General features: G+C 72.9%; 11 protein-coding genes. 2 read left to right on the top strand and 9 right to left on the bottom strand.

All coding sequences use genetic code 11. The features are described from left to right. The first annotated feature begins 116 nt into the window (after nucleotides 1-116). Entirely contained in the window at nucleotides 117-2,924 is a 2,808-nt protein-coding gene (locus tag RIU97_RS36910) for a LuxR C-terminal-related transcriptional regulator (RefSeq protein ID WP_404961828.1), read from the top strand. 169 nt (nucleotides 2,925-3,093) lie between these two features. Continuing rightward, complete coding sequence (locus RIU97_RS36905) at nucleotides 3,094-3,684, top strand: RICIN domain-containing protein (protein ID WP_404961827.1); 591 nt, start codon at nucleotides 3,094-3,096, stop codon at nucleotides 3,682-3,684. A gap of 67 nt (nucleotides 3,685-3,751) precedes the next feature. Here RIU97_RS36905 and RIU97_RS36900 read toward each other — a convergent pair whose 3' ends face one another. The 9 genes from RIU97_RS36900 to RIU97_RS36860 all read right to left on the bottom strand — a co-directional run bounded on the left by RIU97_RS36900 (nucleotide 3,752) and on the right by RIU97_RS36860 (nucleotide 12,043). Beyond that, entirely contained in the window at nucleotides 3,752-4,234 is a 483-nt protein-coding gene (locus tag RIU97_RS36900; RefSeq protein ID WP_404961826.1) for a VOC family protein, read from the bottom strand. A 125-nt stretch (nucleotides 4,235-4,359) separates the two neighbouring features. Next, nucleotides 4,360-7,938, bottom strand: a complete 3,579-nt coding sequence (locus tag RIU97_RS36895) for a CDP-glycerol glycerophosphotransferase family protein (RefSeq protein ID WP_404961825.1) — start codon at nucleotides 7,936-7,938, stop codon at nucleotides 4,360-4,362. A 169-nt stretch (nucleotides 7,939-8,107) separates the two neighbouring features. Then, nucleotides 8,108-8,482 (bottom strand): hypothetical protein, encoded by a 375-nt coding sequence (locus RIU97_RS36890; RefSeq protein ID WP_327418114.1) that lies wholly within the window; start codon nucleotides 8,480-8,482, stop codon nucleotides 8,108-8,110. Nucleotides 8,483-8,565: 83 nt separating this feature from the next. Further along, nucleotides 8,566-9,003 carry a roadblock/LC7 domain-containing protein gene (locus RIU97_RS36885; protein ID WP_404963067.1) on the bottom strand — a complete coding sequence of 146 codons (438 nt, stop codon included), beginning with the start codon at nucleotides 9,001-9,003 and terminating at the stop codon, nucleotides 8,566-8,568. 80 nt (nucleotides 9,004-9,083) lie between these two features. Continuing rightward, nucleotides 9,084-9,875: a transcriptional regulator gene (locus RIU97_RS36880; RefSeq protein ID WP_404961824.1), complete on the bottom strand. Its 792-nt coding sequence runs from the start codon at nucleotides 9,873-9,875 to the stop codon at nucleotides 9,084-9,086. Next, nucleotides 9,872-10,267: a hypothetical protein gene (locus RIU97_RS36875; protein WP_404961823.1), complete on the bottom strand. Its 396-nt coding sequence runs from the start codon at nucleotides 10,265-10,267 to the stop codon at nucleotides 9,872-9,874. The genes RIU97_RS36880 and RIU97_RS36875 overlap by 4 nt, the downstream gene beginning before the upstream one ends. Before the next feature lie 160 nt (nucleotides 10,268-10,427). Next, nucleotides 10,428-10,670, bottom strand: a complete 243-nt coding sequence (locus RIU97_RS36870; RefSeq protein ID WP_326586501.1) for a helix-turn-helix domain-containing protein — start codon at nucleotides 10,668-10,670, stop codon at nucleotides 10,428-10,430. A 122-nt stretch (nucleotides 10,671-10,792) separates the two neighbouring features. Then, nucleotides 10,793-11,413, bottom strand: a complete 621-nt coding sequence (locus RIU97_RS36865) for a DUF6461 domain-containing protein (protein WP_404961822.1) — start codon at nucleotides 11,411-11,413, stop codon at nucleotides 10,793-10,795. A 66-nt stretch (nucleotides 11,414-11,479) separates the two neighbouring features. Continuing rightward, the gene (locus RIU97_RS36860; protein WP_404961821.1) at nucleotides 11,480-12,043 is read right to left on the bottom strand and encodes a TetR/AcrR family transcriptional regulator; all 564 of its coding nucleotides are present in this window, start codon (nucleotides 12,041-12,043) and stop codon (nucleotides 11,480-11,482) included. Nucleotides 12,044-12,072 lie beyond the last annotated feature (29 nt).

Raw genomic sequence — 12,072 nt, 5'->3', positions numbered from 1 at the left:
AATCTGACCGAAGATCATCCCGCTTCTCGCACCCCGCCCCTCCATGATTCCCAAGGGCCCTCCGGGCCCTCACGGACGGCACGAAAGCCGTCTGCACAAGGGTGGGAGGGGCGGAAGTGACACACGTACTGGTCGAACGCGACGACGTACTCCGGGCCGTGGCCGCCGCCGCTGCCCGGGCGCGCTCCGGGAGGGGCAGCTGGCTGATGCTGGCCGCGCCGCCCGGCCGGGGCCGGAGCGCCGTGCTCGACACCGTCGTCCGCCGGGCGATTCCCGTCAACGGCGTACGGGTGCTGTCGGCGCGCTGCTCGCCCGAGGAGACGGCGTTCCCCTTCGCCCTGTTGCGCCAGGTGTTCCCCGGCGCCGACGGCATTCCCTTCACCGACCCCGCCGCCGAGCAGGAGCAAGAGGTCTTCCACCGGCTGCTGGACCTGCTGGCCCGGACCGCGGCGACCCGGCCCGTGCTGCTGGCCGTCGACGACCTGCACTGCGCGGACCCGGTGTCACGCCGCTGGATCGGCTACCTGGCGCGCCGGATCGCCGGGCTTCCGGTCCTGGTGCTGGCGACCGAATGCCGCGAGCACTCCGACGTCACCTGGCTGCCCCGGACCACGGGCGTGTGCCACCCGCTTCCCCCGCTCGGACAGGACGCCGTCACACGGCTCGCGCGCGAGCGCGGGCTGACTCCCGAGCAGGGTGCGGTGTGCCGGGACGCGACCGCAGGCAACCCCGCCCTCGTCCAGGCCCTCCTCGCCGACCTGGCCGGCTCCGCCCGCTCCCCCGACCCCACCGCCCCGGGACCGGGGCAGGCCCCGCTCCAGCCGGGCGGCGCTCCTCCCGCCCGCTACCGCGACGCGCTCGCCCGCTGGATCCGGCACCGCGCCGACGACGAATCCCGTCACATCGCCCTGGCCCTCGCCGTCACCGCCCAATGCTCTCCCGCCACCGGTTCCGCTCTGCTCCAGGAAGCCTTGACGCTCTGCCCGCCCCGCCACGCGGCCGCGCCCTGCGCGCCGCGGCTGGCCCTGCTGCTCTCCCACCCGCTCGCCCTCGAAGCCGTACTGGACGCGGCCGACCCCACCGAACTGGCGGCCCTGCACAGCCGTGCCGCCCGGCTGCTCCACGACCGCGGCGCCCCCGCCACGGCCGTCGCCGCCCACCTGCTGCACCTGGAACGCCCGCGCGAGCAGTGGATGGCACGCTGCCTCGAGGAGGCGGCCGACGACGCCGTGCGGGCCGGGCACACCGAACAGGCCGCCGGGCTGCTGCGCCACGCCCTGCGGACACAGCCGCCGCCGGCCCGGGAGCGGCACGCCGACCTCACCTTGCGCCTGGGATCCCTGGAGTTCCCGCACAGCGCCGAGGCGGGCATCCGCCGGCTCCGCGCGGGCCTCGACCTGCACCCCGACCACCGGGAACGCGCGGCCGCAGCGCCCGCCCTCGGCGCGGCCCTCGCGGCACGCGGCCGCACCGACAGCGCGCTGAGCGTCCTGCACCGGGCGAGCAGCGGCACCGACGACGACGAGCTGGTGCACGTTCTGCGGACGGTCACCGCCCTCATCTCCTCGCACGACGCGGTCGCCTGGCGCGATGCCATCGCGGGACTGCGCACCCTCGCTCCCACGGCCCCGCCCTCCGTCGAACCGCTGGTCTGCGGTCTGATCACCGAGTACGAGACCGGTGCCGGGCTCCTCTCCGCGGCCGAGGTCCTGGCCCGGATCCAGCCCCGGCTGGCCGGAGCACCGGTCCACCCGCGACTGCGCACCGCCTGGCTCGGCAGCGCCGCCACCCTGCTGCAGTGGGCCGACCGGCTGGAGGACGCGCGGGCCCTTGCCCAGCAGGGGCTGCCCGTGCCGCCGACACCGCCGGACCTGACCGACGCGGGCCTGCAATGCCTGCTGAGCGCCCGGGCCGAAGCCGCGCTCTGGGCGGGAGACTTCCGACGCGTCATCGCCGAGAACACCCTCCTGGCGCACACCTGCACCGGACGCGGCATCCGCGCCCCCCACCTGGTCTCCATGGTGGCGCTCGCCCGGTACGAACTCGGCCTGCGCGACCAGGCCTGGCAGCTGCTTTCCACACCCGACGAGACCACCGCGGACAGCTCCTGGGAGTGGAACGAACTGCGCTACGCGCGCGCCCTGCTCCACGGCTACGAGGGCCGGTGGCAGGCCGCGCTCGACGACCACCTCGCCTGCGGCACCGGCCAGAGCGCCCGCGACTTCGTCAGCCCAGTGGCCACGCCATGGCGCTCCGGCGCGGCCCTCGCCCTGGCCCGTCTCGGCCGGGCGGGCGAAGCACGGGAGCTGGCCGAGGAGGAACTCGGCCACGCACGCCGCTGGGGCACCCCTCGTACGGTCGGCAGGGCGCTCCGGGCCCACGCCGCGGCCGTCGGCGGCCGGCAGGGGCTGGAATCGCTCACCGAGGCGGCCGCCCTGCTGGAGGGAGCACCCGCGCCGGTGGAACGCGTCGAGGCCCTGATCGACCTCGGCCGGGCGCGCATCGAGGCGGGGCTCGGCCGCAGGGGCCGCGAGGATCTGCGCGTCGCCGACGCCGAGGCGGCCCGGCTGCTGTCCCCTGCGGGGGTCGCGGACGGCCCGGGCGACGGGGGCACCGACCCGGCAGCCGTGCCGACGGGCCGGCTGCTGCGCGCGACGCGTGCCGCGCTGCGCGACGCGAACGCCCGCACCACGACACGGGCCCGGACCGGCCCGGGCGCGCTGACCGGAGCGGAACGACGCGTCGTCGACCTCGCCGCCAAGGGGCACACGAACGCGCAGATCGGCGAGGCGCTCCACCTGTCCCGGCGCACGGTGGAAAGCCATCTCACCAGTTCCTACCGGAAGTTGAAGGTGGCTAGTCGCAGCCAGCTCGCGGCCGGCCTGGCCGGAACGGACACCGCCGCGGGCGGGCCACGGGACTGACCACGAGAACGCCCGGAGCGCCGTGTTCGTGGTCTTCCACGATGTGCTCGGACACGGCCGGCGGACAGAGTGGGCAACGCGCCGGACCGGCCCCCGCGGTCCGGCGCCACTCCATCCGGACCGGTGCCCGCCGCACCCTCGACGGCGCCGTGCACGAAAGGTACTGAGCATGAATTCCACGATGCGCACGTCCGTCCGCTCGGGTCTGGTCGCCCTGATGGCCGTGGCGGGGATGTCGGCCCCCCAGGCCGTCGCCGAGGCCCGCCCCGCCACCGTTCCCACGGCACAGACCGCCTCGGACCTGGGGGTCATGCTGGCTCCCAACGAGCTGTGGCAGCTGCGCAAGCGGGGCAGCCGGTACGAGATCGCCAACGTCCACAGCGGCATGTGTCTGAAGGTGAAGGGCGGCTCGAACGACAGCGGCGCTCCGGTGGTCCAGGCCGAATGCGGGACCGCGAGCGAGCAGTTGTGGAAGTCGGAGGTCACCGACGGGGGCACGTTCATTCAGCTGCGCAACGTCAACTCCGGCAAGTGCCTCGACATCGCGGGGGGTACGGCGCGCAAGGGTGCCAAGATCATCCAGTGGGACTGCAACGGCGGCCTGAACCAGAAGTGGTGGGACACGGACAACATCGACGGCAACCCCGGCTGGTGGATCAGCGGCGCCACTCCGAGCGGCGCCCCCACCTGGATGTGCCTGGACATGCCTGGCGCGAGCACGTCCTCCGGCACCCAGGCCGCCGTGTGGGAGTGCGTCTAGCCACCCGCCTCCTGGCCCTGCCCGGCCGGGGAGGGCGGGGCCAGGGGAGGCACTCCCGGGAGCGCGCCTAGGCCGCGTCGGCCGCCCGGCGCATCTCCGCCACGTCCAGCTTCTTCATCTTCATCATGGCGGCCATGGCCCGGGCGGCGCGCTTCGGGTCCGGGTCACTGACCAGGTCGACGGCACCGGGCGGGACGACCTGCCAGGACACCCCGAACCTGTCCTTGACCCAGCCGCAGGCGGACTCCTGGCCGCCGTCCTTGGTCAGCGTGTCGTAGTAGTAGTCCGCCTCGGGCTCGTCGGCGCAGTTGATCATGAAGGAGATCGCCTCGGTGAAGGGGAACTGCGGTCCGCCGTTGAGTCCGACGAACTTCTGCCCGTTGATCTCGAACTCGACGGTCATCACCGAGCCCTCCGACCCCGGGTTCGCCTCCGTGTAGCGCGCGGTCCGGCCGATCCTGCCGTCCTTGAACACGGACACGTAGTACTCGGCGGCCGCTTCCGCGTCGCCGTCGAACCACAGGCACGTGGTGAAACCGTTGCCGCTCATCTCTGCCTCCAGGCCGGTGCGTGGACGGTGGATACCGTTCCTCACATACGGACCGGCCCCGGGCCCGAAATTCATCGGTGGGCCCGGGGCCGGTCTGTGTTCGGCCGGGTTTTCGCCCGTACGGCCTACTTCGCGGGCGCCGCGCCCATGGCGAGCATGCGGTCGACGACGCGCGCGGTGGCGTTGCCGTCGTCCAGGTCGCAGAACTCCTCGCGGAACGCCGCCCGCGCCTCGGCGTACTGCGCCCCGACCTCGTCGGCGTTGCGCACGGCCTCGATCAGGCTCGCCGAGTCCGCCAGCAGCGGGCCGGGGGCCTTCTCCTCCAGGTCGAAGTTGAAGCCGCGCAGCGTGCCGCGGTAGTGCGCCAGGTCGTACGTGAAGAGCAGGATCGGCCGGTCGGTGTGCGCGAAGTCGAAGATCGCGGAGGAGTAGTCCGAGATCAGCACGTCGGCGACCAGCAGCAGGTCGGCGGCGTCGGGCCAGCGGGACACGTCGACGACGAAGCCGTCGCGGACGCCCTCGCGGACCTGCTCGGTCACGTGGTGGTGGCCGCGGACCAGCAGGACGTGGTCCTCGCCCAGCTCACGGCGGGCCTGCTCCAGGTCGATCCGCAGGTCGAGCTTGTAGCCGCCCGACCAGCCCTCGCAGTTCTCACGCCACGTCGGCATGTAGAGGACGACCTTCTTGCCCTCGGGCAGGCCGAGCCGCCGCCGGACCTCCGCGATCCGCTCGGCGTCGGGCCGTACGAGTGCGTCCGTACGCGGGCTGCCGGCCTCGATGACCTCGCCGTCGTAGCCGAGGGCGCGCTTGAGGATCGGCGTGGCGTAGGAGCTCGGGGAGGCCAGCAGGGACCACTGGGCACTGTCGTGCTCCAGCCCCTCCAGGATCTCCGGGCTCGTGTAGTAGTCGTGCACGAAGTCGTGCCCGATCTGCTTGATCGGCGTGCCGTGCCAGGTCTGTACGACGACCTGGCCGGCGCGGCGCTGGAAGAGCCGCGGCACGTTGTCGTTGGTCACGTAGTAGCGGGCGCGGGCCAGCACCTCCCACGACTCCACGCTGCCGTACTGCACGGCGCGGGCGGTCGCCGGAACCTCGGCGCGGCCGTCGCGGACCAGCCAGATGTGCTCCAGCTTCTCGCCGCGGCGCAGCAGTTCCTCGTGGATGGCGCGCGGCGAGTCGCCGGCGCCGTTCCCCTGGAAGGTGTCGTAGACGACCATGTCCTTGACCGGCAGGGCGCGCTGCGCCGGGTAGGTCTCGAAACGGGCGACGCGCTGGGCGAAGTGGGAGCGGTCGTGCGGGCTCAGCAGCGGGTCGGCGACCAGCACCATGCGGTCGTGGAAGCGGGTCTCGACCCGCATCCGGCGGCCCTGCGTGCTGAAGGGGTGCGGGCCGGCGAAGAGCAGGCCGGGGCCCATCTGTACGGGAGCGCCGCGGTCGACGCCGAGCAGGCCCGCGGTGGTTCCGGCCTCGGCGGCCGGGCGCAGCGTGGGCCACCAGCGGCCCTCGGGGAGCGTGGTCCGGCCGGCGTACGCCTCGGGGAGCACGGGCTGGAAGGTGGTCTCGAAGGCGTCCCCGTCACGGGTGACCGGGTAGCTGAACTCGACGCCGTGCGCGTTGTGCAGGACGAGCTCGTACGGCTCGTCGGCGGGCGCCACGAACCGGCCGCGCAGGGTCACGGTGCCGTCCTCGGCCGTGACCTCGTCCACCAGCGGCGGGGAGGGCTGCACGGAGAGGGTCAGGTGTCCGGTGTTGCCGCGCTTGGCGAAGAGGGAGCGGCCGGTGTCCTCGCCGGGCAGGGGCAGGACCAGGCCGTTGAAGCCGCCGCGCTCGTCGTGGACCATGCGGTGCTCGGTGCCGTCGGCGCCGAGCACGGAGAGGCTCCAGGGCTCGGGGGCCCACTCGCCGGGCTCGACCTCGGCGTCCGGTACGGCGGCCAGCTCGGCCAGCGCGACGCGCGCGGTGAAGGGGACGCGGCCGGAGCGGGCCGCGGCGGTCTCCAGCGGGAAGCTGAGGACGGCGCCGGTGGTGACGTGGACGGCCCGCAGTGCGGACACGGCGCCGACCTCGGCGGAGAGCTCGCCGGTGATCTCGACGGCGTCGTCACCGGCCGGGTGGACGTCCAGGGCGCGGGCGCGGACGACCTCCACCTGGATGGTGAGGGAACCGGAGACGGCCGGGACGATCCGGACGTCGGGGGCCACCCACTGCGGGGGCGGGTTGTGGCCGGTGTCGTGCTCGCCGCCGCGCAGGCGGGCGCGGTGCAGACCGCCGGCTCCGGTGACGGCGATGGACGTGGTCCATATTCCGTCGCGCCACTTGCCGCCCGACTGGAAGATCGAGGGGTCGACGACGGCGGTGAAGCCGGCCCAGTCGGCGTGCCGCAGGGCGAGGTGCGGGGACTTCACGGTGGCCATCGGCGAGGCGACCGTACGGGCGCTGACCACGGAGCGGCGGCGCTTGCCGCCCTCGCGGAACACGAGCATCTTGCGCGAGCCGAGGCGGCTCTCCGCGCCGAGGTGGCCGGGGAGGGCGTAGCCGCGCAATAGAAGCTTGCCGTCGGCCCAGGCCGCCTGCTCCAGGCGGCTGACGACGCGGCGCTCGCGCGGGCCGAGGGTGAGGACCTTGGCGGGGACCGGCGGGCGGCCCTGCAGGAAGGGGTAGTCCGCCTGCGGGCGGGCGAGGCCCTTGACCGGCACGCTGTAGTGGTAGTCGCGCTGGTGGTGCAGGAGGGCGATGAAGTCCTCGACGCGGCCTTCGCCCGCCAGGTACGCCTTGAGCCGGTCGGCGACGGTCAGGTCGGGCCAGGGGCCGGTGCCGATCTCGCGGACCAGCCCGCCGACCTCCTTGACGAAGGCGGCACGGAAGTCGGCGCCGCCCTCGGCGACGTACTTGTAGATGAGCGGGAGTTCCTCGCTCAAGACGTTGTAGTCGTAGTCGCGCAGGTAGCGGACGTACTTGGCGCCCTGCTTGGCCTTGAGGGACTCGCGGACCAGGCGGACGGACTTCACGCGGTCGATCAGGGAGATCGGGTCGGTGGAGCGCTGCGTGATGGAGCGCTCGCCGGTCTCGCGGACGCGCCAGTGGTAGACGCAGTCGCTGATGATGTCGACGCTGGACGCGAAGTAGTGCGCGGGGATGCTGACCGGCGCGTCCTCGTAGAGGATGCCCTCGGGGTACTGGAAGCCGTGCTCGTCCCAGAAGGTGCGCCGGTAGACCTTGTTCCACGCGGTGCGGTCGGTGACCAGCGCCGGGAACTTGGAGATGTGGGTCTTCAGCTGGGTCTTGGCGAAGGCGGCCCGGTGGCCCCACGACTGCTGCATGCCGACCGAGCGGAAGCGCTTGACGTTGCCTCCGGCGAAGTCCGAGCCCGTCTCGTCGAGGGCGTCGATCATCCGCTGGTAGGCGTAGTCGGGCATGGTGTCGTCGCTGTCGACGAAGGCCAGGTACTCGCTGTCCGGGTGGGCGTGGCGGGCGCCGACGTTCCGGGCGGCGCCGAGGCCGGCGTTCTCCTGCATCACGACGCGGAACCGCTTGTCCCGGGCGGCGAAGGCCTTGGCTATGACGGCGCTGGTGTCCGTGGACCCGTCGTCCACGAGGATGGCCTCGAAGTCGCCGAAGGTCTGAGCGGCGATGGATTCCAGGCACTCGTCGAGGTAGAGCTCGACGTTGTAGACGGGGACGACGATGCTCAGGCGCGGGGGCATGGGTGGCGGGTTCTCCAGCGTTTGGTGCTTTATCGATGATCAGCTGCTCACAGCATCCTACTAGGTAGCAGAATCATGAACTCCTCCCTATTCGGGCATACCACGGCTGATCGCCAGGGCGGACGGCAAAGATTTAAGCCGCCCGCCACCTTGACGTCGCGGTCCAGGGTCAGACCTCCAGGTCGGCCTCGATCTTCTTCAGCTGGTGGCGGGCCATCGCGAGGTTGGCCCGGCCCTTGTCGAGGGCGAGGTAGAGGAAGAAGCCCGACGTGCCCCGGCCCTTCAGCAGACGGATCAGGTGGTACTGGCTGCCCAGGGTGATGAGGATGTCCTCGATCTCGTCCTTGAGGCCGAGCATCTCCATCGTGCGGACCTTGGCGCGGACCACGTCGGTGTTGCCGGCGGCGGCGACGGTGAGGTCGAGGTCCTTTCCGCCGCCGACGGTCCCCAGTGCCATGCCGCTGCCGTAGTCGACAAGGGCGGCGCCGAGCGCGCCTTCGATGGTGGTGGTGGCTTCCTTGAGCGTGGTCTCGACGTTTGCCATGAGGGGTTCCTCTTTCCTCGTTCGTTGTGTCGTGTGCTGTGGCGGTACGTGGTTCGGGTTCGGTCCCGTGGCGCCGTACGGGGTCAGGCGGGCGGAGCGGGCGGCAGCGGGGGAAGGGGCGGAAGGCCGGAGCCGCGCCGCCCGAGGATGTGGTCGATCAGTTCGGCTAGCCGGAGGCTGGAGCGCCGGGCCTCGAGGTGGAGGCGCCCCACGTTGACGCGGGGCTCCGCGGTCAGGGTGAGGACGGCCGCCATGCCCGCCGCGTAGGTGGCCACGTATCCGTCCTCGCCCCGCACCAGCAGTTCGCGGAACGCGCCCTGCCCGGTGCTGTCGCTCAGCCGCTGGGCCACCCCGAGGGCGGCCGCGGTCAGGGCGGCGACGGATTCGGCCTCGGCGGCGGCGCTGTCCTGGGCGAGGACGAAGCCGTCGGCGCTCGCGGCGAGCGCACCGGTGAGCTGGGGTACCCGGGCCCGCAGCCTGCGGAGCTCGGCGAGTATCTCGGCCTCCGCCTCGGGGGGCACCGTGCTCATGTCGGGCTTTCTCCTTTCGGGCTGCCTCCGCTCGGAGCGGTCGGCGCGCAGGGCCGGTCGCAGCGGGAGCCTCACAGGCTTGCCTCCAGTGCGTCGCGTAAGCGGCGGAGCAGCGCCACGTCCGGGGATTGGGCCTGGGTCATCCAGTCGGGCAGGGGTGCCACGACGGGGGGCGGAGCCGGGGTGTGCGGGGTCTCGACCAGTCCGGCCGCCGCGAGGCGCCGTACGTCGAGGAGCGTGTGGAAGGCGGGCCGGCCCAGCACCCACGCGAGGTCCGCCGGGGTGCGCACGCCGTCGGCCTCGCGCAGCAGGATCCGCTGCCGGGCGCTGACCGTCTGGCCGGGCGAGGCCGCCCGGGGTACCACGGGGGCGGTGTCCAGCAGCGGGTACGGCCAGACCGCGTCGAGCAGTTCACGGCGGCGGCGCGTCTCCCGTTCGACGGCGGCGGCCGGGACGGAGCGGACCGAGCCGATCCAGTGGGTGGCCCCGCGCCGGAACCGGGAGGGCCCGCTGCCCGGGGACAGCGCGAAGAACGCGGCGTCGAAGATGGCGGCGATGTGGCATATCTCCAGCTCCCCGCCGGCGAGCCCGCCGCTGTCCACCAGGAAGCGGGCGACCTGGCGGCGGGCGCCCGCCCGGTCCACGGCCTCGCGCCAGCGCTCGGGGGCGAGGCCGCCGCCGGTGGTGAGCAGGACGTCGAGGCCGGGGGTGGCCGGACTCTCCGCGTGCACGATGCGGCCGTCCTCCAGGAAGAGGGTGCCGCGGTCGCGGAGCAGGGCGCCGGTGGCGCGCTCCGCGGCGAGCCGGGTGAGCAGGGGGGAGACGGCGGCGAAGGCGTTCGCCGCCGTGGCCGGGGTGGTCATCTGAGCACCAGCCCTTCGGCCAGGGTCCTGAGTCTGTGGCGGGCGAGGGCGAGGTTGCCGTCGGCCCGGTCGAGCCACAGGTGCAGGAAGACGCTGCTGTCGAAGCTCGTGTCGACGAAGCGCAGGACGTGGTAGCCGGAGCGGGTGGTGACGATGAGGTCTTCGACGGGCGGTCCGGCCGTGTCATCGCCCGACGCCGGAGAGGCGAAGGACTCGTACTCGGCGGCCGCCCGGGCCAGCTCGGCGGTCTCGGCGGCGGTGGTCTCGTGGTCGCCCACGGGCGACTCCCCGGCGGTGCCGAGGGCCAGTCCGCTGCTCCAGTCGACCAGCGCGGCCCCCCGCGCACCAGGCAGGGCCATGGCTTCGAGCAGGCATTCGTCGATCCCGGGCACGCGGGCTCCCCTCCCGGCCGGATGTGCTGTTTGCACGGTCGTACGGCGCGACAGGAGGGAACTTACTCAACTTCCACAGTACGAAAGGGCGTTCTGGCATTTTCCGCTGGAACATGCCATGAAGGGCGTGAGAGCTTGGCCGGAACGCGTCGATATTTGATCACGAAGCGAGCGGAAGATCGTCCGCGAGACGGAACGAGCCGCCCTCGCGCTGGACGTACCCCTCGTGGCTGAGGGTGCGCAGCAGGTGGTAGACGGTGGGCAGCGGGATCCCGGTGACCCGGGCGAGCCGCTTGGCCGTCGCCCCGCCTTCGGCGTACATCGCTTCCACGAGGCGCAGCGCGCGCTGCACGGAACCGATCAGGGTGGGCGTACTGTCCTTCTGGCTGTGGTCGGTACCCATGATGAGTCCCCCTGCTCGGTACGAGGCCTGGCAAACCCATCAAAGTCGCTCACCGGCCGCAAAACCAGCGGACTCGCGTAAACCTGAGCATAAGATCACCGGATACCTGTCGGTCGGTTCCGCTAGCGCGTGCAGGTCACGTACGCCGGGAGCGGGGTGTCCTCGATCAGGTGGCGCGGCAGGGACAGCCCGAAGCGGTGTTCCAGGACGGCGAGGGTGTGGCGGTCGCGTTCCTCGAACGGTTCCTCGTCGGGGCGGGCGCACGCGCCGTCCGGCGCGAGTATCCCGGCCGCGATCAGCTCCGGGAGCAGGAAGTCCGGCTGGTGGCCGCCGCGCCAGCATTCCTCGCCGAGGCCGAAGCAGCACACCAGCTCGCCGCTGCGCGCGTACGCGAACTGCTTGGGCGGGTGGTCGGGCTGGGGGTCGAGGTGGACGGCTTCCACGCGGCCCCGGGAGACCTCGGCGAGCCGTTCCGCGCCGGCCGGCAGGCCGTGTTCCACCGCGAAGGACCAGTCGCCCCACCGGCCGACCCGGGCCACGCCGTCCCCGTCGGCCGTCTCCGTGACCATGCTCCAGGCGTCGAGGGCGCCCAGTGGACCGGGCTGGACGCCCGGCACCGCCCCGAGCCGCGCGGCGAGTTCGTCGGGGCCGATGCCCCGGGCGAAGGTCAGGCCGACGAACCATCCGTCCCAGTCGGCCAGCCACTGGATTCCACCGGCCGCGCCGGCTCCGCCCTCGGCCATGTGCGCCATCCCTGCACTCCCCACGGTCTCCACCGCGACGCCGGTGCTCCCTCACCGGCACGATAGTCAGTCCGCGGACCGCTGCGGGAGGAGGCGCTCGACCATCGTCTCGATGAGCCCCTCCACCGGGTGGGCCTCCAGCATCGCCGGCGCGGTCAGGTCGTCCACGATCAGGCCCAGCATCGCGAGGTAGAGCAGGACCACGCCCTGCCGGTCCCCGGGCAGGCCCGACTCCATGTGCCAGGCGATGTTCGCCTCCAGCTCCTCGCCCTGGAAACCGGCCAGCTCCGCCTGGAGTTCGGGGCGCCGGGTGCCCTCCAGGCGCAGCTCCAGCATCGCGATGTGCACGCTGCGCTCGCGCCGCATCCGCTCCAGGAGCCGGGTCAGCAGCACCTTGGTGTCCAGCGGGCCGGCCAGGTCCGCCGGCTCCGGCGTCAGCCGCTCCCGGGTGCGGTGCAGGATCTGCACGAGCAGCTGGGCCCGGTTGGCGAAGTAGTTCGAGGCGGTGCCCGTGGGCACACCCGCCTCGGCGTCCACCGCGCGCAGCGTCAGGCCGCGCGATCCCTCGCGCGCCAGGACTTCGATGGCGGCGTCGAGCAGCGCGGCGCGGCGCTGCGGATTCTGGCGCATGGGCGGTCCCTGGGGGGTGGGTGCGGCAC

The sequence above is a fragment of the Streptomyces sp. 147326 genome (genome assembly GCF_045000215.1).
GTDB lineage: Bacteria > Actinomycetota > Actinomycetes > Streptomycetales > Streptomycetaceae > Streptomyces.
The sequence above is the reverse complement of the archived record's forward strand: the minus strand, read 5'-3'. Positions and strand labels throughout refer to the sequence as shown.